The 22310-nt window shown below is 32.4% G+C and carries 20 protein-coding genes; 5 read left to right on the top strand and 15 right to left on the bottom strand.

Annotation, left to right across the window (positions count from 1 at the left end):
- The first annotated feature begins 174 nt into the window (after positions 1-174).
- Together Q0V67_RS02585 and Q0V67_RS02580 are read left to right on the top strand one after the other, a co-directional pair.
- Positions 175-918, top strand: a complete 744-nt coding sequence (locus tag Q0V67_RS02585) for a GntR family transcriptional regulator (protein ID WP_297596755.1) — start codon at positions 175-177, stop codon at positions 916-918.
- Entirely contained in the window at positions 915-2369 is a 1455-nt protein-coding gene (locus Q0V67_RS02580) for a sulfatase-like hydrolase/transferase (RefSeq protein ID WP_297596753.1), read from the top strand. Before Q0V67_RS02585 ends, Q0V67_RS02580 begins: the two co-directional genes overlap by 4 nt.
- Before the next feature lie 97 nt (positions 2370-2466).
- Here Q0V67_RS02580 and Q0V67_RS02575 read toward each other — a convergent pair whose 3' ends face one another.
- From Q0V67_RS02575 to Q0V67_RS02565, 3 genes are read right to left on the bottom strand one after another with little or no spacing between them, the layout of a single operon-like run.
- A complete protein-coding gene (locus Q0V67_RS02575) occupies positions 2467-3582 on the bottom strand; it encodes an anaerobic sulfatase maturase (protein WP_297596751.1) in 1116 nt (371 codons plus the stop codon).
- A gap of 47 nt (positions 3583-3629) precedes the next feature.
- Entirely contained in the window at positions 3630-4658 is a 1029-nt protein-coding gene (locus Q0V67_RS02570) for a M42 family metallopeptidase (RefSeq protein ID WP_297596749.1), read from the bottom strand.
- Between the two features lie 8 nt (positions 4659-4666).
- Positions 4667-6178 carry an ABC transporter substrate-binding protein gene (locus Q0V67_RS02565; RefSeq protein ID WP_297596747.1) on the bottom strand — a complete coding sequence of 504 codons (1512 nt, stop codon included), beginning with the start codon at positions 6176-6178 and terminating at the stop codon, positions 4667-4669.
- Positions 6179-6389: 211 nt separating this feature from the next.
- Here Q0V67_RS02565 and Q0V67_RS02560 point away from each other — a divergent pair, with 211 nt between their 5' ends.
- Positions 6390-7763, top strand: coding sequence for a sugar porter family MFS transporter (locus Q0V67_RS02560; RefSeq protein WP_297596746.1), 1374 nt, complete (start codon positions 6390-6392; stop codon positions 7761-7763).
- A 47-nt stretch (positions 7764-7810) separates the two neighbouring features.
- Here Q0V67_RS02560 and Q0V67_RS02555 read toward each other — a convergent pair whose 3' ends face one another.
- The 11 genes from Q0V67_RS02555 to Q0V67_RS02505 all read right to left on the bottom strand — a co-directional run bounded on the left by Q0V67_RS02555 (position 7811) and on the right by Q0V67_RS02505 (position 18292).
- The gene (locus tag Q0V67_RS02555; protein WP_297596745.1) at positions 7811-8905 is read right to left on the bottom strand and encodes a succinylglutamate desuccinylase/aspartoacylase family protein; all 1095 of its coding nucleotides are present in this window, start codon (positions 8903-8905) and stop codon (positions 7811-7813) included.
- Positions 8906-9122: 217 nt separating this feature from the next.
- Positions 9123-9650: an FUSC family protein gene (locus Q0V67_RS02550; RefSeq protein ID WP_297596744.1), complete on the bottom strand. Its 528-nt coding sequence runs from the start codon at positions 9648-9650 to the stop codon at positions 9123-9125.
- Positions 9651-9652: 2 nt separating this feature from the next.
- Positions 9653-11257: an FAD-dependent oxidoreductase gene (locus Q0V67_RS02545; protein WP_297596743.1), complete on the bottom strand. Its 1605-nt coding sequence runs from the start codon at positions 11255-11257 to the stop codon at positions 9653-9655.
- 19 nt (positions 11258-11276) lie between these two features.
- Positions 11277-11957 carry a 4Fe-4S dicluster domain-containing protein gene (locus Q0V67_RS02540; protein WP_297596742.1) on the bottom strand — a complete coding sequence of 227 codons (681 nt, stop codon included), beginning with the start codon at positions 11955-11957 and terminating at the stop codon, positions 11277-11279.
- A gap of 21 nt (positions 11958-11978) precedes the next feature.
- Positions 11979-12818, bottom strand: coding sequence for an FAD/NAD(P)-binding protein (locus tag Q0V67_RS02535; RefSeq protein ID WP_297596741.1), 840 nt, complete (start codon positions 12816-12818; stop codon positions 11979-11981).
- Entirely contained in the window at positions 12818-13855 is a 1038-nt protein-coding gene (locus tag Q0V67_RS02530) for a 4Fe-4S dicluster domain-containing protein (RefSeq protein ID WP_297596740.1), read from the bottom strand. Before Q0V67_RS02530 ends, Q0V67_RS02535 begins: the two co-directional genes overlap by 1 nt.
- The gene (locus tag Q0V67_RS02525) at positions 13855-14652 is read right to left on the bottom strand and encodes a 4Fe-4S dicluster domain-containing protein (protein ID WP_297596739.1); all 798 of its coding nucleotides are present in this window, start codon (positions 14650-14652) and stop codon (positions 13855-13857) included. Before Q0V67_RS02525 ends, Q0V67_RS02530 begins: the two co-directional genes overlap by 1 nt.
- Positions 14640-15089, bottom strand: coding sequence for a hydrogenase iron-sulfur subunit (locus tag Q0V67_RS02520; RefSeq protein WP_297596738.1), 450 nt, complete (start codon positions 15087-15089; stop codon positions 14640-14642). Before Q0V67_RS02520 ends, Q0V67_RS02525 begins: the two co-directional genes overlap by 13 nt.
- On the bottom strand, positions 15080-17062 hold the full coding sequence (locus tag Q0V67_RS02515; RefSeq protein WP_297596737.1) for a CoB--CoM heterodisulfide reductase iron-sulfur subunit A family protein: 1983 nt from the start codon (positions 17060-17062) through the stop codon (positions 15080-15082). The genes Q0V67_RS02520 and Q0V67_RS02515 overlap by 10 nt, the downstream gene beginning before the upstream one ends.
- A 28-nt stretch (positions 17063-17090) precedes the next feature.
- The gene (locus Q0V67_RS02510) at positions 17091-17501 is read right to left on the bottom strand and encodes a 4Fe-4S dicluster domain-containing protein (RefSeq protein WP_297596735.1); all 411 of its coding nucleotides are present in this window, start codon (positions 17499-17501) and stop codon (positions 17091-17093) included.
- Entirely contained in the window at positions 17501-18292 is a 792-nt protein-coding gene (locus tag Q0V67_RS02505) for a CoB--CoM heterodisulfide reductase iron-sulfur subunit B family protein (RefSeq protein ID WP_297596733.1), read from the bottom strand. Before Q0V67_RS02505 ends, Q0V67_RS02510 begins: the two co-directional genes overlap by 1 nt.
- Before the next feature lie 353 nt (positions 18293-18645).
- On the opposite strand from Q0V67_RS02505, the gene dcuC reads away from it, so the two are divergent.
- Both dcuC and Q0V67_RS02495 read left to right on the top strand, forming a co-directional pair.
- Positions 18646-20007, top strand: a complete 1362-nt coding sequence (gene dcuC, locus Q0V67_RS02500) for a C4-dicarboxylate transporter DcuC (protein ID WP_297596731.1) — start codon at positions 18646-18648, stop codon at positions 20005-20007.
- A gap of 16 nt (positions 20008-20023) precedes the next feature.
- A complete protein-coding gene (locus Q0V67_RS02495; RefSeq protein WP_297596730.1) occupies positions 20024-21118 on the top strand; it encodes a M20 family metallopeptidase in 1095 nt (364 codons plus the stop codon).
- Between the two features lie 58 nt (positions 21119-21176).
- Here the strand turns inward: Q0V67_RS02495 and Q0V67_RS02490 are convergent, their stop codons facing one another.
- On the bottom strand, positions 21177-22307 hold the full coding sequence (locus Q0V67_RS02490; protein ID WP_297596728.1) for a 1-propanol dehydrogenase PduQ: 1131 nt from the start codon (positions 22305-22307) through the stop codon (positions 21177-21179).
- Positions 22308-22310 lie beyond the last annotated feature (3 nt).

The following is a 22310-nucleotide window of genomic DNA, read 5'->3' as shown; positions in this document are numbered from 1 at the left end:
ATTCTTTTTGTTATATAACTAATCTTTTAGTTTGTTATGCGATTTGTATTAGTTGTAATATATTTAAAGTGTGAAAATCATATAAAATTTTAACCATTTCTAAATTTTAAGTTTGATTAGATTGAATAAATATGTTATATATTGGATACAATATATTAAAGCTGGGGAGGAAAATTGAAAAATTTTAAAAATAAACCAACTCTTTTTTCACAAATATATGATGATATCAAAGATCTTATAGAAACCAAAAAATTAACAGAACATAAACAACTTCCTACTGAATTTGAACTGTGTAAAGATTACTCTACTAGTCGAATAACTATTAGGAGAGCATTATTTGAATTAGAGAAAGATGGATATATTTATAAAATTCGTGGAAAAGGAACTTTTATCGCTCCTAAACAAATCATTCAAAAGCGTTCGCATTTTTCAAAATTTTATGATGATGTTAAAAATAGCGGTAAAAAACCAAAATCTAAAATTTTATCTTTCAGAATAATTGAAGCTGGAGAAAAAATATCAAAAAAAATGAATATAAATAAGCAGGAAAAAGTCTATGAAATCACTTGGATTAGATTTGCTGATAACGATCCTTTAATCTATGAAAACATATTTTTTTTATATTCTAGATTTCCTGGATTAGAAAGTTTTGATTTAGAAAACTCAATAATTTACGACATATTAAAAAATAATTATTCTGCTAAATTCACAAAAGGAAACGAGCGTTTCACAGCATGCCTTTTAACTTCCGAGCAAGCTTCTAAACTCAATAAAAAGAAGAATGATGCCGGTATGAAAATAGAAAAAACTCTATGGGAAAAGGACAGCATTATTGAATATACTACCGCTATTATCAGAGCTGATCGTTTTGTTTACACTACTGAATACAACTTAAATGAGGGGGATATAGAAAAATGAAAAAGAATATAGCACTAATACTTATGGATCAAATTCGAACAGATATGTTGGGGACTTATGGTCATCCCATTGTTAAAACTCCAACTCTGGATTCAATTGCTCAAGATGGAACTATTTTTACCGAAGCGTATACTCCCGCAGCGGTTTGCTCTCCTGCTAGAACTTCTCTTTTTACAGGACAATTTCCTACAAATCATAAAGTTATTCGAAATGTTGAAAAATCTGCAGTTATAGATCCCACTCCAGATAATCCTAATATCATATCTGAATTTTCAAATCATAAAAATATTTATATAGGAAAATGGCATATTGGAGGGAATGTTCTACCTAAAGATTTTGGATTTTCTGGTCATAATTTTGATGGGTACGGTTATCCTGGGAGTGATTTATATGAAAATATGGTCTTTTCACAAGCACCTAAAAATGAGGATCGTTATATTAAATGGCTTCAAGAAAAAGGATTCTCTATTCCAAAAGTAACAGAATCATATTTTGGAGAAAATCCTCATTTACAAGTTCAAGAATTGTGTGGAAAATTAGATTGTCCTAAAGAGGCTACTCTTCCATATTTTATAGTTGAAGAAGCCAAAAAAGAAATTTTACAAGCTAAAAAAGAAAACAAACCTTTTTTTATCTGGATGAACTTTTGGGGACCTCACACACCTTGTGTTATCCCAGAACCATACTATTCTATGTATTCGCCTAATGATGTAAAGTTGGACAAAAGTTTCTACACTCCTTTAGAAAACAGACCTCTTTATTATCAGTATATATCTAAGATGTGGGGTGTTTGGGATGCTTCCGAAGAGCGTTGGAAAGAGGTTATAACCAAATTTTGGGGGTATATAACTTTAATTGATGAGGCTTTGGGAGAGTTTATAAATTTTTTAAAAAATGAAAATTTATATGACGATCTATTCTTAGCTGTTACTGCAGATCACGGGGATGCCATGGGTGCACATAAACTAATCGAAAAAGGCGAATTCATGTTGGATAAAACATATAAAATTCCAATGATAATAAAAGATCCTCTCTCTATGATAAAAAACAATATAAACGATTCACTTATTTATCTACATGACTTAACTCCTACCTGTACTGAATTTATAGGTGGAAAAACTCCTAGTTTTTTTGATGGAAAAAGTCTTCTTCCTCTTCTTAGAGATCAAGAGTATCAGCAACGAACAGGTATTTTAGGTCAACTTGCTGGTCATTTTGTTTCCTTCGAACAAAGAATGTGGAGAAGAAAAGATTATAAATTAGTATTTAACGCCACAGACAAATGCGAATTATATGATATGATTAATGATCCGGAAGAGATTACCAATCTTTTTTACGAAAATAAATATGCAACTCTAAAAAACGAACTATTAAATGAACTATATCAAGAGATGTATAGAATTAACGACCCTTTAGCTAATTGGCTCTATAGAATTATTTATGCCATTTAACTGAACTCACTCTTTTTCACATATCTTCTTTAATTTCAAAAAAAAATAAAGAGAATTTAAATGTATTCTCTTTATTTTAAAATTTATTTTATTATATTTAGCTGTTTTTTTTTCTAATCCATTCTTTCACTTCAACCAACTTAGTCATATTTTTTGAAAAAAATGATTTAAATGACATACAAAATCTATTTTGGTAAGTTTTGTTTTCAAAATCTTTATGTCTTCTACATCCACTTCTACAAAGAAAAAAATAAGTACAATTCCTACATTTAACATCTACAAATAATGATGACTTTATAAACTCCATAGCTTTTTTAGACGTGATAAGACTTTCCAAAGTATTATCTTTCAACTCGCCCAACTTAAATTTGTCAAGAACATAAAAATCACATGGATATACGCTTCCATCCCCTTCAATTACAGTATTTACACTGCAATGTCCCAACATATCACATGACTCTGGAGGGTTATTCAACAAGATAGATAGTAGATTATCAAAATATCGTATACTTATATATTTATTTTGTTTAAAATCACTGTACCAAAGATTGAAAAGATTATCCAAAAATTCTCCATACATAGATTCTGTTAAAGAAAATTCTTCGTTTTTTTCTCCACTCAATTTATCCAGACACGGTATAAATTGGAGATATTTAAATCTTGAAGTTTTAAAAAAATTATATATCTCTTCTATATTTTCAACTGTTTTTTTATTTACTACACACAGAATATTAAAGTTTATATTATTTTTTTGCAAAAGTTTAATACTCTTTATAACTTCTGTAAAGGTACCTATACCCTTATGATTATATCTAAAAGTATTGTGAACATCTTTATTCCCATCCAACGAAACTCCCAATAAATAATTATAATTTTTAAATAGCTCCATCCAATTTTTATTAATTAAAATTCCATTTGTTTGCATACTAAAATTTATACCTGTATTTTCATTTTTATATTTTTTTACAAATTCATGAAATTTCTTATAAAAATCAATCCCCACCAAAGTTGGCTCCCCTCCTTGGAAGGAAAATGTTATATTTTCAGGTTTCATTTCAAAGGCATCTATAACTAATTTTTCTATCGTTTCATAACTCATAAATCCCAAATTTTGATACTCTCTATTTTTAGCTACATCGCTGTAAAAACAATACTTACAACTTATATTGCAATTGCTCGAGGAGGGTTTTATTAGTAGATTTAAATGTTTCATTTTTTCTCCTTTTATGTTTTTATGATAAAAAGCAAGTTTATTTGTATCTATAAATATGCTATTAAAAGCTTTATCGTTTCAACTACTCCATCTAAGTGAGTTCTTTCGTAATGATGTGTCGCATCCACATTTGGACCAATACACGCATATCTTAAATCTGCTCCCTGAAGAATTGAAGCTGTCGCATCAGATCCATATCTATTGTAAACTCCTACTGTGTAATTTATCCCATTAATTTCTGCTATTTCTTGTAATCTCTTTCTAATTTTCAAATCATAAACTGTTTTGTTATCTCTTGCTGCAATACTCACCTTTTTTTCATCTCCATGTGCATCTTCTGCAACAAGACCTATATCCAACGCAACAAACTCGTCCACATCATTTGGAATTTCTGAAACACCATGACCCACTTCTTCAAAATTTGAAAAATATAAATATAAATTGTTGTTTGGTTTTTTCTTATTATCTTTTAGATATTTTAGATACGCAAGCACTTGTGCTACACAAAGTTTATCATCTAAATATCTCGATTTTATATACCCTGAATCTGTAACCTTAGTTTTTGTATGATAACTCACAAAATCTCCTTGACATATTCCCAGTGCTCTTGTATCTTGCTCCGAGTAAACCTCCTCATCCAATCTAACTTCCATATTTTCAGCTATTCTGGCCATCTCTCTTGGAATATCTCCATAAACATGTACCGATGCTTTATTCGGTAAAACTGTACCTTCATACTCTCTCCCATCCAATGTATGAATAACTACATTTTCTCCCTCCACAGATCCCCATGCATAACCTCCAATATTTAGAAGTTCTAATCTTCCGTTGGACTTTATTTTTTTCACTACGGCTCCTAAGGTATCTACATGTGCTGATAGAAGTCTTGTATAGTTTCTATCTTCTCCTTCTAACCTAACTATAATACAGCCTTTTTTACTATAAGAATATTTAATGTCCAAGCTATCTAGTTCCTTTGCCACTCTTTCCATAACTAATTCCGTATATCCTGCCGGACTTGGAATTTCCAAAATCTCTTTACAAAACTCAATCGTATAATTTAAATCAACATTCATTCCCCTCACTACTCCTTATCTACTTTTGTAAAATTATGAATCGTATTTGGTTCTGGTATAAAATTTTTAATTTTTTTACTTAATCCCATATTATCATTTTTATAATAAAGAGGAATCAATGGTGTTTCCTCCTGTAAAAGCTCTTGAGCTTTAGAATATACTTCAATTCTCTTTTCAGGTTCTAAAGAAGTTCTTCCTAACTCTACTAAACTATCATATTTCGGATTTTCATACATCGCTCTATTTCCAGCACCGCCTTTATAACTACTGTGAAGAAGTGGAAAAAGAACTATATCTGAATCAGAAGTTCCAGATACCCATCCACCGATAAAGATATCGTACTGCCCTTGTGCTGTCAATTGTAAGTATGTTCCCCATTCCACAGTTTCTATTTCTGAATTGATTCCAACCTCCTTTAGATTAGCTTGAATTATTTGAGCAGCTTGAAGCCTTACTGGATTATCATTTGACATTATTTTTATTACCTCTCCCGAAACACCTGATTTATTTATATATTCTTTCGCTTTTTCTGGATTATATGGATATCCTTCAACGCTTTGATCACTTCCAAACACTGTCGGATTTACAATTGTTTTTGCAACACTGGCCTTCCCCATATAAACTGTATCCACTATACTCTGTTTATCTATAGCCGAGTGTATTGCTTTTCTAAAATCTAGATTATTCAATGGATATTTTTGAACATTTATTGTTAAATATTCTGTCGAGGTTGTTGGGTATGAAATCGCATATAACTCTTCACTTGATTCAACAGTTTGGACATCAATCGGAGATATTGTCGCTATATCAACCTCTCCTGTTTCTAAAGCTGCTAATCTACTAGTATTTTCCGTTATAGCTCTAAATACAAGCTCATCCACAACTGGTTTTCCTTCAAAATACTCTATATTTGAATTCAATTTAATTTTTTCTCCATCTCCCCATTTATCAAATTTAAAAGGTCCTGTTCCTAATGGGTCAATCGCTATATTTCCACTTTTAGATAGAGTGTCTTTTTCATTTAAAATTGACGTTAAGGGATAAGAGAGTGTATATAACAATGGTGCAGAACTCTCTTTCAATTTTATTTTCACAATATAATCATCTACAATTGAAACTGAATCTATTGCATCTAACATAACTTTTGTGGCAGGTTTTTCTAACATTCTATTCACACTAAAAGCGACATCATTTGCTTTTAACTCCTCCCCATTATGAAATTTTATACCCCTTTTTAATTTTATAACAAGTTCTAATGGCGTTACATATTCATAAGATTCTGCTAATTCAGGTACTATTTTCCCATTTGGATCAATTCTAAAAAGAGTATTAAAAATTTGTTCAACTATAAAAAGTGAAGGTATTTCATTGTACATAGCCGGATCTAAACTTTTCGGTTTAGAACCTTGAGAAATTATAATTGTTTTTACCTTCTCTCCTGAAACTTCACTTTTCTCTTTTGAACAACCACTAATCCCTAAACATAACAATGCAAAACCCAATAAATATTTTTTATTCACGGTAACGCCCCCTATTTTATGTATTGTTGATTATATTACCTCACTGGACGGACATTTGTCAATTTTTTTTTCTAATACAAAAATATCTTTATCTGGAATTCCTATTTTCAAAGGATTCTTATTTTTTTATTTGTAAAACAAACTAATATTCAAACTTTTTATTTCAATAAATTTTAAGTTAATAGAAATTTTTTAACCACAGGGAGGAAAAATGAAAAGAAAAAACATCTACTTTGTAGCTACTATAATTGCCCTAGCTGGATTTATTTTTAGCTATGACTCTGCCAATTTAGGTGGATCTGTTAAATATTTAAGAGAATATTTTAATATTCCAGCTGATAAAGTTGGAATATTAGTTATCGCTTCACTTATAGGAAACTTTACTGGAAGTTTATTCGCAGGATATTTTTCAGATTTAATCGGTAGAAAAAAAACTTTAATATTTGCTATTTCACTCGGTATTATAGGTCTATCAATAACCATTCTCTCAAAATCTTTAATTTTATTTTATGTTGGAAGAATCATCTTTGGTATATCTCTTGGAAGCTTATTTGTTGCCGCTCCAATGTATATTGTTGAAGTTTCACCCGCATCAAAACGTGGACGAACCGGAGCAATCCGACAAATACTTTTAGCATTCGGTTTAATTCTTGGTTATAGTGTCACATATTTTTTTGAACGAGCTTTTTCATTACAATGGAATACTATGACTGGATGGAGAGTTTTAATTGGGATTGAAATTTTATTTTTAATCTTTATGTTTTTAGCCTTTTTCACTCTTTCAGAAAGCCCACGTTGGCTTATCATGAAAAGAAGAGATCAAGAAGCAAAAACCTCTTTATCTGAATTCATAGACAATCCTGAACGTGTAGAGTTAGTTTACTCCGAAATGATTTCCAATCGTCCTAAGCAGTCCGAAAATAAAAAAATTAAAATAAAAGGTGGTTTGATATACGCACTTTTAATTTGTGCTATATTTCCAATTTTCAGACAACTTTCTGGTGTTAATGCTATAACGTATTATGCTCAAAGAATATTTTCAAACATTTCTAAGGGTGGATCAAATTTAGCATACTTTCAAAGTATTTTCATCGGAGTTTCCGAACTAGGTGGTGCCATTTTCGTTGTTATCTTTGCCGATAAAATGGGACGTAAAGTTCTTTTATTGATGGGAGTTCTAGGAATGTTTTTTTCTGAAAGTTTAGTTACATATTTTCTGTATATTCAAAAGATCGATATAGATGTTTCATATTTAATCTATGTTTATAATTTCTTTTTTACAATTTCTGCTGGAGCTATGCTTACAGTATATATATCTGAAGTCGTTCCTACAGTTATTCGTTCTAAAGGAAGCTCTTTGTCTGGAATGTTAAATTGGATAACAGATGCAATTGTCATCTACTCCTTTCCCCTAATTAATACAAATATATACCTCACAGAAAGATTTCATGGCTCATTCTCATTTGGAATATTCTCAGTATCAATGTTTTTATTTTTTATAGTTATTCTATTTTTACCAGAAACTAAAGGTAAAACTTTAGAAGAGATTGCAATCTATTGGAAAACCAAAGGAGATTGGGAATAGCTTTAGAAAAAAGCTTGATTACTAAAATAAGTAATCAAGCTTTTTTATTATTTTTTTAACACTTGCTCTTTTTCTTTTGCGTCATACTCTATAACTCTTCCTAGAGAATCTCCAGGTTCACTGTACGGGTAATCTTTTATACTGACAACAACTCCGCTATTAGGCGACTTATACTCTTGAACAATGTTTCCAAAAGAATCATATTGAATAAACATAAGATCTCCCTCTTTTACATTATCCATTATTTTCACCTTGTTTTCTACATAGCCACCTTTTTCAGCACGAACTCGACTCCAACTATTCCCATAAAATGTATCCTTAGAAGTTTTTATCTCTTTCCCTATTAAATTTTTAGAATCTATCAAATTATTTAAAACTCCATCCACAGCTCTTGCAACAATGTCAGCCTGTTGAGTTTCAGAAGCCCCGAGTTCAAAGGTTATGCTTGGAACTCCAATATCAACAAAAGATGTTTCTACAGACCCCTTCTCTCCACTATCCAACTTAACAACATCTGCTCCTGTTAATTCAGCCATCTTTTTTATCTCTGAATTTCTAAAATCAGCATACACAAATAATGGAAACTCGCTCCCTTTACCACTTGTATGTAAATCTATTACTTTGTCTGCATTTTTAGACAATAAATTTTGCCAAGTTAAAGTTGAATATTTTTGATCTGCTACAGACGTTTTCCCAGCATCCATCTGTCTATTTAAATCAGATGTAGATTCTGAATTACCTCCAAACTTATACCCTCTTGTATTGTTTAAAAGACCAGAAACATTCATTCCATGAACTATTGTCACTGTTCCATTAACATTTTTAGGATTTAAATTCTCTTTCACTTTATAAGATGTCAATATTGGATTTAGTTCATTTCCATGAACTCCTGAATTAATTAAAAATTTCTTCCCAGCATTCTCACCTTTAATTACTGTTACAGGTATATACCAAGGTCTTCCTAAACTATTTTCAACCCCTTGAAAATAAAACTCATATACTTTTCCAGATTCTAAATCAGCAACATCAAGATTTGTTATTACCTCTTTTCCCAAATATTTATCTCCTGTATACTCCATTTTTGATAGCGTTACTGTAGATAAAGCTAATAGTCCTGTCAATAAAATTTTTGTCATTTTCATTTTGTGTCCTCCCTAAGTTTTAAAATTCTACCCAAAAGAAAAAGCATACCCAAAAAAGGGTATGCCTTAGAGAACTTAATAAAAATTAATAAGCGTATTGTTATGGCAGCTTCACAATACTTAATTCACAGGGTCATAACATCATCGCCGTCGGCCTTAGGCTCCGTATATGGAAGTGAACTAACCTCTCTTCTGTATTTACGTTAGAGTGAGTATACTACATATCTTCATCGCCTGTCAATTTTTTTCTGAAAAATTTACTTTTTTTATATTCACCACTTATAATCCAGTTGCAAACAAGGGCTATAATAACCCCTATAATAGTTGTTATTATTCTTTTAGAAGCCCAGTAATATGGATCTCTTCCCTCCATGTTGGTAGCAATTCCTAGAAATACTATACACGCTATCGTATTTGATGCAGGTTTTTTTAATAAATATGTAGTTCCAAAAATTATAAACATCATAGAAAATCCTATGATTAAACTCCCTTTTAAATCGCTTGCTTCTGTTGATATAAAATATATTGCTACTAATCCTATTCCCCCACCAAAAATTGTTCCAATTACTCTCTCAGTCCCCACTTTGAAAGAATCCTTTATATTTCCTTGTAAACAAGATACTGCAGCTATAGCCGCATAAAAAGGATTGACACCAAATATAACTTTAAGTAAAAAAACACATAAGAAAACTGAAATAGATATTTTGAGACTCTTATTTAAGGTTTCGTCGTATTCTTTACTCATATTTACTTCCCTTTATTGGTATAATTAGGTAATAACATTGGAGATACTGTGTTGATAACTAAGTCAGACTCCACCAAAATGCCATGAAATTTTTCTACATGGTTTAAAGTTAACTCTTTTAACTCAACTTTCTTAGATATATTTCCTGCTGATTTTCCTGCTCTTCTTCCAAAAACAATAATGTCTAAAAGCGAGTTCCCCATCAATCTATTTCTCCCATGGATTCCTCCTGCAGCCTCTCCAGCCACATATAGATTTTCTATGCTTGTAGCCCCATTTTCGTCTATTAGAAGTCCACCATTTTGATAATGAAGAGTTGGATATATTAATATCGGTTCCTTTCTCATATCTATTCCAAATTTTTGATACATTCTCATCATAGCAGGAACTCTTTTTTCAATCGTTCCTGATCCATTCAATATTTCAATCAAAGGAGTATCAAGCCAAACTCCTTGTCCTCCATTAGGTGTTGGAATACCTTTTTCTTTTATATTACACTCTCTTATCACCGCTGACGCTTCCACATCTCTTGTTTCTAAATGGTATACAAACTGCTCTCCATCAATATTTAGTGGTGTCGCACCCAAACTACGTACTTTTTCAGTCACTAAAGCTCCAAAAATTTGAGCTGGATACGCTACTCCTGTTGGATGGTATTGGATAGTATCAGCAAAGGCTAATTTAGCTCCAACTCTATATCCTAATACAAGCCCATCTGCTGTTGCACCATAGTGATTTGAAGTTGGAAATCCTTGATAATGAAGTCTTCCAGCTCCTCCTGTAGCGATTATAACTGTTTTAGCTCTAGCTACATGATATTCTTCTGTTTCAATATTGAAAAGAACTGCTCCTGCAACCTTTCCATCAACATCCATTATTAATTCTACCGCTGGAGAAAACTCTAAAACCTCAATCTCTTTATTTTGAACTTCATCTCTCAAAACACGCATTATTTCAGCTCCAGAATAATCTGCTGCCGCATGCATTCTTCTTCTTGAAGTTCCTCCACCGTGAGTCGTAACCATAGTCCCATCTTTTTCTTTATCAAACATAACACCCATATCATCTAACCATTTTATTGCAACTGGGGCATCTTTTACTAAAGCCGCTGCCAACTCCGGAACGTTAGAATAATGTCCACCACCCATAACGTCTAAATAATGCAATGCCGGAGAGTCATCTGATTTATCTGCTGCTTGAATTCCACCCTCTGCCATCATCGTATTTGCATCACCAAAACGTAACTTTGTAGCTATTATTACTTTTGATCCCGCTTTATGAGCTTCTAGTGCTGCTGCTGCACCAGAACCACCACCACCTATAATCAGAACATCCGCCTCATAATCCACTTTGTTCAAATTTATGTTTAAACCTTCAATTCTACTCTTCCCTTGTAACAATTCCCCTAATTCATTAGGAACTCTTCCTCCTTTATTTGGACCTACTTTTAATTCTACAAAACCACTCTCTATATAATCCGGATGATTTTCTTCTAAAACTTCTGTTTTTTCCTCAGCCGTCATTCTTGGAAAATCTCCATTAGCGATTCTTTGAGAACGAGTTTCTTCAACTTTTTTTATAAGTTCTCTCATTTCTGGTGTATACATTAAATCTCCTCCAATTTTCCTATTTTGTGATATCTCTATTATTATACAATGATTTTAATTCCTCAGTAGTTTTATTCATAAGTTCTTCAAGTTTTCTATCATGAATTCCTTTGTGAATTTCTTCTACTCTTTCATTCAAATGAACTGTTTGAGATGCTATGTACTTCCCTGTAAGTCTACGAGCTAAAAGCCCAACATTGTAATGTGTTATTCCTGCTGGACATCTTGTTGCACAAATCCCACACGATACACAATCAAATGATGTGTGGGCACATTTTTCTAACTCACCCCTTTGGGCATATCCTATATACTGCATTACATCCAGACTCTGAGAACATCCTTTTGTGCATGAGTTACATCCAATACATTTATAAACTTCAGGATAGTATTTTGCTATTGTGTCAGCTGTTGCTTCTAAATTATTCAAATCATAAATTCCTTTATCTCCTGGGAAGAAAGGAATTTGAGTTAAATACATATCATTTTCTACTTTACTTTGACATGCAAGAACAACTTTCATCTCCTTGTGCCCTTTTACTCTATAAACTGTTGCACATGCTCCACAAAATCCAGATCTGCATCCGCATCCTCTTTTCAATTGATATCCTGCATATTCCATAGACTCCATTATCGTTAGAGTATTCGGAACAGAATACTTTTTTCCTAGTATATATACATCTACCATTTTTTTATCAATCACTTATTTTTCCTCCTATAGGTATTAATATTCATCCGGAAGTTCTATTATTTCATCACATCTAAATACCGGCCCATCTTTACAAACATATTTATCACCGATATTACAACGCCCACACTTTCCAAATCCACATTTCATTTTCAATTCTAAAGTTGTATAAACTTGTTCTTTTTTAAATCCAATCTCCTCTAGTCCTTGAAGAACATATTTAATCATAATTGGTGGTCCACAAACTAATGCAACTTTATTTGTATCAAATCCCAATTCTTTTATGTAACTAGGTACAAATCCTACATTTCCATCCCAATTTTTAGCCTCTCTATCAACAGTCAAATAAACATTCGTTTCCTTTGCTGCTGGCCAAACATTATATATATCATTGGGATGAACTAAATCTTCCGGTGTTCTAGCACCATAAACTATATCCACCTTTCCAAACTCATCCCTTCTATCCATAACATAATTTATTACCGATCTAAGTGGTGCTAACCCTATTCCCCCTCCTATAAATAATAAATCCTTATTTTTTAACTCCTCAATCGGAAAGTTATTTCCATATGGTCCTCTAATTCCTATTTCGTCCCCTGCTTCTAAAGTATGAAGATAATCTGTTACAGCACCACATTTTTTTATACTGCACTCTATATATCCCACCTCTGTTGGAGAAGATGTTATTGAAAATATTGCTTCACCAAGAGGTGGCACAGATATCATCGCACACTGTCCTGGCTTAAACTCAAATGGAGCCTCTCCTTCCGGAGATACAATTCTAAATGTTGTTACATCCGGGGTATCTCTTCTTACAAATTCTAATTTCGCTATTTTAGGAACCAAAGGGTCCTTCTCGTGACAAGTACAAGCCATTATCTATCCACCACCAATTTTTTTATTACTTTAACTATATCTATATGAACCGGACATTTTTCTATGCATCTTCCACATCCAACACACGAGTACGTTCCCTCATGATTATTTGGATAATACACAAGTTTATGCATAAATCTTTGTCTTACTCTTTGCATTTGCTCAGTTCTTGGATTTCCATGCGCCATCAAAGTAAAATCTGAGAACATGCACGAATCCCAACAACGAAATCTTTCTCCCCCATTATTTCCTGCATAATCTTTGACATCATAACAGTGACATGTTGGGCAAACATATGTACAAGATCCACAAGCCAGGCATCTTCTTGAAAGTTCTTTCCACATCTTTTCTTTATCAAAAATTTCTTGTAATTCCCCATCTATTTTTTCTATATCTAAAGAATTTAAAGGTAAATTCTCCATTTCAAGTTCAATTCTGTCTTTTTCAATTTTCAACGTAACTAAATCCTCTGATGAGACCTCTTCTAAAATATCCTTTAAAAGCTCAGTTATTTTTTTACCTTTTTCACTAATAGTATTCCAATAATAGAAATCTCCAGCTTCAATCAAAGATATATCTGTAGCTTTATTTACTGATGTTGGCTCTATTCCAAAAGTTCCACAAAAGCAACTACTCTCCGGATTTTTACAAGCTAAAGATATTATAATAGCTCTGTCTCTATGTGCTTTATAATAAGTGTCAACTGGCTCTCTTAAAAAAATATTATCCAATATCTCTAAAGATTTTATATCACAAGGTCTAGCTCCAAATATCACGTACTCATCTTCAGAAACACTTGTAATATCAAATTTTATTTTTTTATCTTTTGTTTTGAACTTTAAAAAAGTTTCACTTTGAGGAAATACAAAGTTTTTTAGCGGTACTGTTGTTTTTAGGGTTTTTAAATCAACCTCTCCCTCATCTTGAAAATTTTTAAATTTTGTATTTCCATTCTCTGATTTTGGAAGGAATAAATCAAAAATTTCATCTATTTTTTTCCACACTATTAAAAGATTAGCTTTAGATATTCTTTTCATTATTTCCCACCTCTTTTTTCTGTAAATGTATCCTCATCTTCAAGATTGAAACTAGAAAGTGTATCCTCTTCCCCTTTTCCATAAAGCTCTTCTATATCTTTTATTATTTTTTTATTAATTTTTCCAAGTGGAATTCCAACAGGACAAATTCTTTCGCACTCTCCGCAATCAGAGCATCTTCCTGCTACATGATATGCTCTTATTATTTGATAGAATCCTGTTTCACTCTCATTATTAGCTTTACCTAATACATCCTCATCTTTTTTCTCAAAAACACAAGTTTCACAACTACAAGCCGGACATATGTTTCTACAAGCGTTACATCTTATACATTTAGAAAACTCACTCATCCAGTAATCATACCTTTCATCGTGTGTCATACCCTCTATATCTCTAACTTCTTCAAATCTGTCTTGGGATTTATCCAAACATTTTTCACATTTTTTAAAAATATCTCCCGTCTTAAAATCTTTCATCCCTAAACATTCCACTTCATAAGGTACTACGCTTTCCAATAGAATTCTATTATCTTTTATCATCTGCTCCAGCCCCAAAGCATCACATTTTTTTAAAAAAACTCCCGCTTTTTTTCCACCATTTATTTCATCAATCAAATATTTCGAAAGATTGTTTACACAATATTCATCAAATATTAACTCTTCTAACTCATCTGCACTCTCTATAAAAGCCGGTATTGATTCTATTGAATCCTGCTCTTTTTTCCACCCTAAAACTATCTGAACTTTTCCATTTTGAAAATCTTCTTTAGCCTTTAATATCATCTCTATCTTTCCCACCTCATATCTCTTAACTTTCTATTTGGTCCTAATCTATGAACTTTATCTAAAATATCATTCATCACTGTAGAGAATTTATTTGCTTCTGCTGCAGATATCCAATCCACTTTTAAACGATCTTTTTCAATTCCCATAAACTCAAGTAGGTTTGTAAAAACAGAAAATCTTCTTCTTGTATAATAATTACCTGTTGAATAATGACAATCGCCTGGATGACACCCTGCCATCACTACTCCGTCTGCCCCTTTTTGAAAAGCACGTAGAACAAAATTAGGATTCACTCTACACGAACAAGGAACACGTATTATTTTTATATTTGCTGGATAATTTAATCTGCTTGTACCAGCTAAGTCTGCTCCAGCATAACTACACCAATTACAACAAAATGCAACTATCAAGGGCTTAAACTCTTCTTTTTTATTTATTTCTAAAGACATATTGCGTCTACCTCCGCCATTATCTGTTTGTTTGTAAATCCTTTTAAGTCAATAGCTCCTGGACGGCAAGATACAGTACATCCCCCGCACCCTTGACACAGAGCTTCGTTTACTTCAGCAACCTCTTTTCTCACTACTTTTCCATGATCATATATATCCATCATTTTTATCTTTATAGCATCATATGGACACATCTTCGAACAAGCTTTACATCCACTACATATATTTTTATTTACATTTGATACACATGCATTGTTAGTAAGTTCTTTTTTACTCAATAATATTATCGCCTTTGCTGCAGCAGCACTGGCTTGAGCTACTGTTTCAGGTATATCTTTTGGTCCCTGACATGCTCCTGCTAAATATATTCCAGCTGATGCTGTTTCTACTGGTTTTAGTTTTGGATGGGCTTCTGTAAAAAAGTTATTTAAATCACTACTTATATTGAGCTTTCTTTTTAAAGCTACTGCATCTGGTTTTGCTTGAGTTGCTGAAGCTAAAACAACCATATCTGCATCAATTTCTAAAGGTGTCCCAGATAGAGAATCCACAGCTTGAACCATCAATTTTTCTCCCTCCGGCATTACCTTTCCAACCATCCCTTTTATATAGTGGACCCCATACTCTTCTACAGCTCTTCTATGAAACTCATCAAAGTTTTTACCAGGGGTACGTACATCTATATAAAACACATAAACTTCCGTATCTGGATATTTATCTTTTATCAACATTGCATGCTTTGCTGTATACATACAACATATTTTTGAACAATAAGATTTACCTCTTTCACTCTTATCTCTTGATCCTACACACTGAACAAAAACAACTTTTTTAGGTCTTTCTCCATTTGATGGTTTTACAAATTTACCACTTGTAGGCCCTGCTGCGTTTGTTAATCTCTCAAACTCCAATCCTGTTATTACATCTGGATGTTCATTATGAAACTCTCCAAAATTTTCCAGCTTTATAAGGTCAAATCCTGTAGCTAAGACAATTGCTCCATATTTTTGATTTACAATCTCTTCCTCTTGATCAAATTTAATCGCTTTTGTTCCACACACAATAGAGCATACTCCACATTTACCTGTCTTGAACTTTAGACATTGCTCCTTATCTATTACAGGAACTTTTGGAACTGATTGAGCAAATGGTGTATAGATTGCTGTTCTTGTAGCTAATCCCTCTTCAAACTCACTTTTACCTTTTTTAGATGGACATTTTTCAATACAAACTCCACATCCTGTACATTTTTCCATATCTACATAACGAGGTTTCTTTTTTATTGCCACATTAAAATTTCCGACAAATCCAGCTACACTCTCAATCTCACTATAAGTATAAAGAGTTATGTTTGGATGAGCGGCCGCATCAACCATTTTCGGTGTCAATATACAAGCTGAACAATCCAAAGTTGGAAATGTTTTATCTATCTGAGCCATTTTTCCACCAATAGTTGGAGTTTGCTCAACAATATCGACCAAATATCCTGCATCTGCTATATCCAAAGCTGTTTGAATTCCCGCTATTCCTCCACCTATTACCAATGCCCTTTTCTCTACTTGAGTTGTACCTGATACAAGCTCTTCATTTAAAGTAGCTTTGGCTATAGCCGCTTTTGTTAAAGAAATCGCTTTTTCTGTTCCCACTTCTTTATCTTTATGAACCCATGAACAATGTTCTCTTATATTTGCTATTTCCACCAGATAAGGATTTAACCCTGCTGATTCTGCAGCTTTTCTAAATGTTGCCTCATGCATTCTCGGTGAACATGATGCAACTACTATTCTATCTAATTTTTTTTCTTTTATTGCATCTTTTAAATAATTTTGCCCTACTTCTGAGCACATATATTGGTAATCTACAGAATGCACAACCCCTGGCATATCCTTAACTGCTTCCCTAACCTTTTCTACATCTACAGTCCCTGCGATATTACTTCCACACCAACAAACAAATACTCCTATTCTACGCACTAAAACTCCTCCCTCAAACTTCTAAAAATTACTTACTATATTTACGGAATCCACTTACTACAGCTTGTTGTGGCATTTTTTTATCCTCCATTAGTTTTGAAACAAAATTTGGATTCAACATATCTCCACCCTGTTTCCTAACAATCGTTTGTCTTGCTGCTTCCATTAATTTTGAAACACTCACATTTCTAGGACAACGAGACTCACACGTAAAACAAGCCGCACAGTTCCAAATAGATTTTGAGTTTTTTATACTCTCTACATCCCCAATCTGTAAAAGTCTTATCACTTGATGAGGTAATACATCCATTCCAGCATTTGCCGGGCAACCTGCAGAACACTTTCCACACTGCATACAGTCATCTATTTTTTCTTTACTTAAATCTAATATTTTTTGTACATGAGAATTTTTTTTAGGATTTATTTTTATCTTTAGCATTATTTCTCCTCCCCGCTTATAACTTCAAGAGCTTCTGCCAATACCTCTGTAAAATAAGTCACCTTAACTTTAGAACTCTTATTCTCTAAATTATACTTGCACAACGGGCATGCTGTAATTATCTCTTCTATACCTGCTAATTCTGCTGATCTCATAATTTTATCACTCATATTTTCTGCTAAGTTTTTATTATTAACCGATAAATATCCTCCACAGCATTCAGTTCTATATGGATATTTAATTGCTTCGGCCCCGAGAGCAGATATAAAATCCTCCATAATGCTTGGATTTTCAGGATTATCAAACTCCATTTCTTTTTGAGGTCTAAGAAGTAAACACCCATAATAAGCTCCAACTTTTCTCCCTTTTAATGGATTTGATACTTTTTCTTTTAAAACTTCAAAAGTTACATCGTTCTTTAGCATCTCTAAATAGTGAACCACTTCGGTTTCTCCTGAATACTCTTTTTCGAGCTCTAAATACAGATTAGCTTTCTTTTTTACATTTTCCTTTGTTTTTATATCATTGTTAACTCTTTTAATAACATTGTGACAAGCTGAACAAAGAGTCAAGAGCTTCTCTCCTTTATCTCTTGCAGAAACTAAACTTCTTACAGAGGAAAGTTTTTGCGCCACTTCACCATCACTTTGAGGATACACACCCCCACAACATTGCCAATTTTCTATCTCTTCTAGAGAAATATTTAGCAATTTCGCTGCGACTAAAGCATGTTCTTCCAAGTCCTTCGCCTTAGTTTTCAATGTACATCCCGGGTAATAACTATATTTCATATTACGCCCTCCATTTTTGAAAGTATTTTTTCAAATTTTATTGTTCTAAAAATTATTATTTTTACTAATTAATGAACAGTTTTTAAGTTTAATTATATATTTAATACTAGTATTATGTCAACTGTTTTTTCTATTAATCCAATATTATTGTGAAAATTTGTTCATTGTATGATCAATTTTATCTTTTTCTATATTTTCTTCTTCACTTTCCAACCATTTATAATTGTTCTTTGTTGACACTTATGTCAAAAATATGTATAATTAGTGAAAAGTGTTCTTAATTAAATTTTAAAATTCTAATTTTATACATTTTTTATCAATACAAAATATTAATTTCGAGGAGGATTTACTAAATGATTTTTTTCATCACACTTTTCATCATATTTTTTGTCGGATATTTTATTGTCAAAAAATATTTTCCACAAGGAGTTCTTTTTATAGGTGGTTTTCTTTTATTATGTACCGCACTTTTTTTTAATAATACCCCTATTCTTGCAGAGAAGGCCTCTATAGGTTCAAATTTTTTAGATATTTTTGAATATTTGAAAGTTACTTTTTCTAAAACAACAGCTGGACTTGGTCTAACCATTATGGTAGTTGGCGGTTTCGCTAAATATATGGACCATATCGGTGCCAGTAAAGCTCTAGTTAAATTAACAACTTCACCTATGAAAAAATTAAATTCACCATATATCGTTCTAGCTCTAACATATATTGTTGGGCAAATACTTAACATCTTTATTCCGAGCGCTTCAGGCCTAGGGGTTTTGCTTATGGTTACTGTCTATCCAATACTTGTATCCCTTGGTGCCAGCCCTTTATCCGCTACAGCTGTTATTGGTACAACTGCTTGTTTAGATTTAGGTCCCGCATCTGGAAACTCTGTCCTTGCAGCTAAAACGGCTAACATAGATGCTGCTTTATATTTTGTTAAATATCAACTTCCTGTGGCTATTTTCGTTATTACTGCTATTGCTATCACCCACTACTTTGTTCAAAAAATTGGGGATAGACATCTTACTATGGAAGAAAAAGCTGATTTTGTCCAACAATCTTACGACGATGAGCCAACTGTACCTAATTTTTATGCTATCCTTCCAATAGTTCCTCTTGTTGTTATTCTAGGATTTAGTTCTTTATTTAAAAGTTCTATAAAAATGAATGTTGAAGTTGCTATGTTAATAAGTATAACTTTAAGTATGGTTATTGAAGGTCTTAGAAAAAAAGAGTTTAAAAAAACTATTGCAGATTTAAAGACAATATTTAATTCTATGGGATCTCAATTTGCCGCTGTTATAACACTTATTGTTGCTGGTCAATTCTTCGCCTATGGCCTAACTAAAGTAGGCGTTATCAACAGCATCATCGAGTGGACAAAAACGGCGGGACTTGGAGTTCAACCAATGATTCTAGTTATGACAGGAGTTATTTCAGCCTCATCTGTTATCATGGGTTCTGGAAATGCACCATTCTTTGCTTTTGCTGCTCTTGCACCAACCGTTGCTGCATCCGTTAATATTGATCCGATTGTTATCGCTATGCCAATGCAGCTCGCTTCAGGTATTGCTAGAAGTGTATCTCCTATTACAGCTGTTATTGTTGCTGTTTGCGGTATTTCTGGTGTCTCTCCATTTTTAGTTGTAAGAAGAACATTCTTGCCTATGCTTGTTGGATTGATAGTGTTACTTATTACTAATATGGTTTTATTTGGTTAATTGGAGGGGAATTTTTATGGATTTTAAAAATTATTTAAAAAATTTAGAAACACTTGTCAATGTTGATTGTGGAAGTAATACACCTGTTGGGCTGCAATTTGTAAGTAACTTTTTCAAAAATTTATATAAAGACTGGATTGTTGAATATCATGATCTAAATGGTAAAAACCCTGCTCTTGTTATAAAAAATAGAGCCGTTGAGAATTTTGATTTTCTTTTCATTGGGCACAACGACACAGTTTTTCCAGAAGGAACTGTTGCTGAAAGACAATTTAAAATCGAAGGAGATATTGCTATAGGTCCAGGAGTATATGATATGAAATCTGGACTTCTTTCAATGTATGAAGTAGCTAAAGAATTTAAAAATAGTAAATTGAATATCTGTATTATTATAAATACAGATGAAGAGATTAGCTCACTTATCTCGAGAGATTTAATTACAAAATTAGGGAAACAAACTAAATATGCACTAGTTTTTGAACCTGCTAGAAAAACTGGTAATATGGTTTCTGAGAGAAAAGGCCTAATCAAGTTTGAAATCACCTTTAAAGGGAAAGCTGCTCATGCTGGAATTGCACCTCAAAATGGAATAAATGCTATTGTTGAAGCTTCTAGATGGGTTTTAGAAATTTCTAAACTTCAAAATCTTGAAAAAGGAAATTCTATTAATGTTGGAGTTATTAACGGAGGATTTGGAGTTAATACAGTTCCCGATAAAGCTGTAATTAAATTCGAAGGTAGATCTCATGATATAGATCACTTTCACCAGATTATGAAAACTCTTGACGAATTGAAGGCAAATCCATATATTTCTGGAATTGAAGTGGATGTTAAGGAGATTGGATATCGACCTCCACTTGTTTTAAATGATCTTTCTAAAGAACTTTTATCTAAATTTGATGAAGTTAAAGAGGAGATGGGAATTAAAGCGGAATGGGAGAAGACTGGTGGTGGTTCCGATGCCAATTTCTTAGGAATACTTGGAGTTGGTGTTTTAGATGGAGTTGGTCCAATTGGTGGAAACTCTCATGAAGCTTCTGAATATTTAGTTCTCTCTTCGATAGAAGAAAGAATTCAAATGGTTGTTAAAGTATTAAACAAATTTCTATAGCAAAACGCTTAATTATAAAAAGGGGGAGTTGAAAATTCAACTCCCCCTTTTTACAAATTTAAATATCATTATTTCCAAAATATATTTTTAATAACAATTTAACATACTCCTCATCACTTAAAGTTTCAGGATTATATTCTGTACAAATATCTTTTTTTATATCTTTTATTAAAATTGGAATTTTTGATTTAAACTCATTAAATTCAACTCCTACTTGACTTAAACTCGTCTCTATCTGCATCTCTTTTTTTAACTCTTCAACAAGTTTTACAAAAGCATCCTTCCCTTCTACAACAGTTGAAAATTCATATCCTAACTCTTTTGAAATTTTAGCATATTCTTTCCAAGCATTTTTATTTACTTGAATTATATACGGCATAACTATGGCGTTAGCTCTTCCATGACTTATATGAAATTTGGCTCCAATAGTATGAGCTACACTATGATTTATTCCTAAGGATGAATTGTTAAATGCCACTCCTGCTAAACATGAAGCGTCCTGAACTTTTTCTCGGTGATATAACTCTTGAGGATTTTTATAGTGTTTCAAGAGATTGGACTCAATCAACTTAATCGCCTCTATTGCCATTGCACTTGTAAAAGGATTCGATTTCAAAGATATATAGGCCTCTAAAGAATGAGTTAAAACATCCATTCCTGTATCTGCTATTATTTTAGGCGGTAACGTTTTCATAAATTCTGGGTTCAATATCGCAATATCTGGTAACATATCTTCATTTGCCAACGCTATCTTATTCTCACCACTACTTATAACACTATACGAAGTCACTTCCGAGCCTGTTCCACTTGTTGTTGGAATGGCAATAAAGTGTCTAAAAGGTTTTATCTTTTCGCTACACTCTTCTGCCACTTTTTTTTCAAAATACAACATCCCTTTACAGGCATCTATCGGTGACCCACCACCAAGTGCTATTACACACTCTGGATTAAATTTAATTAATTTTTTTAAGCCATTCTCTATAGTTTCAACAGTTGGATTTGGTATAACTTCAGAAAAAATATCTATCTCAGAATTTTTAGGTAGTTTTTCTAAAATTTTATCAATTATTTTTAATTTTACCATTGAATCATCTGTAACTATAAAATATTTTTTTGAAGTTAAACTCTCTAAATAATCCAATGAATCTATTCCAAATTTTATTTTGGGTTTTATAAAAAATTCGTTCATATC

This window comes from uncultured Cetobacterium sp. (assembly GCF_947072685.1).
GTDB lineage: Bacteria > Fusobacteriota > Fusobacteriia > Fusobacteriales > Fusobacteriaceae > Cetobacterium_A.
The sequence above is the reverse complement of the archived record's forward strand: the minus strand, read 5'-3'. Positions and strand labels throughout refer to the sequence as shown.

Excerpts from the sequence above, each read along its gene's own strand:
- Q0V67_RS02580 (WP_297596753.1), top strand. The coding sequence starts at position 915 with ATGAAAAAGAATATAGCACTAATACTTATGGATCAAATTCGAACAGAT.
- Q0V67_RS02575 (WP_297596751.1), bottom strand. The coding sequence starts at position 3,582 with ATGAAACATTTAAATCTACTAATAAAACCCTCCTCGAGCAATTGCAAT.
- Q0V67_RS02570 (WP_297596749.1), bottom strand. The coding sequence starts at position 4,658 with ATGAATGTTGATTTAAATTATACGATTGAGTTTTGTAAAGAGATTTTG.
- Q0V67_RS02560 (WP_297596746.1), top strand. The coding sequence starts at position 6,390 with ATGAAAAGAAAAAACATCTACTTTGTAGCTACTATAATTGCCCTAGCT.
- Q0V67_RS02555 (WP_297596745.1), bottom strand. The coding sequence starts at position 8,905 with ATGAAAATGACAAAAATTTTATTGACAGGACTATTAGCTTTATCTACA.
- Q0V67_RS02550 (WP_297596744.1), bottom strand. The coding sequence starts at position 9,650 with ATGAGTAAAGAATACGACGAAACCTTAAATAAGAGTCTCAAAATATCT.
- Q0V67_RS02545 (WP_297596743.1), bottom strand. The coding sequence starts at position 11,257 with ATGTATACACCAGAAATGAGAGAACTTATAAAAAAAGTTGAAGAAACT.
- Q0V67_RS02535 (WP_297596741.1), bottom strand. The coding sequence starts at position 12,818 with ATGGCTTGTACTTGTCACGAGAAGGACCCTTTGGTTCCTAAAATAGCG.
- Q0V67_RS02530 (WP_297596740.1), bottom strand. The coding sequence starts at position 13,855 with ATGAAAAGAATATCTAAAGCTAATCTTTTAATAGTGTGGAAAAAAATA.
- Q0V67_RS02520 (WP_297596738.1), bottom strand. The coding sequence starts at position 15,089 with ATGTCTTTAGAAATAAATAAAAAAGAAGAGTTTAAGCCCTTGATAGTT.
- Q0V67_RS02510 (WP_297596735.1), bottom strand. The coding sequence starts at position 17,501 with ATGCTAAAGATAAAAATAAATCCTAAAAAAAATTCTCATGTACAAAAA.
- Q0V67_RS02505 (WP_297596733.1), bottom strand. The coding sequence starts at position 18,292 with ATGAAATATAGTTATTACCCGGGATGTACATTGAAAACTAAGGCGAAG.
- dcuC (WP_297596731.1), top strand. The coding sequence starts at position 18,646 with ATGATTTTTTTCATCACACTTTTCATCATATTTTTTGTCGGATATTTT.
- Q0V67_RS02495 (WP_297596730.1), top strand. The coding sequence starts at position 20,024 with ATGGATTTTAAAAATTATTTAAAAAATTTAGAAACACTTGTCAATGTT.
- Q0V67_RS02490 (WP_297596728.1), bottom strand. The coding sequence starts at position 22,307 with ATGAACGAATTTTTTATAAAACCCAAAATAAAATTTGGAATAGATTCA.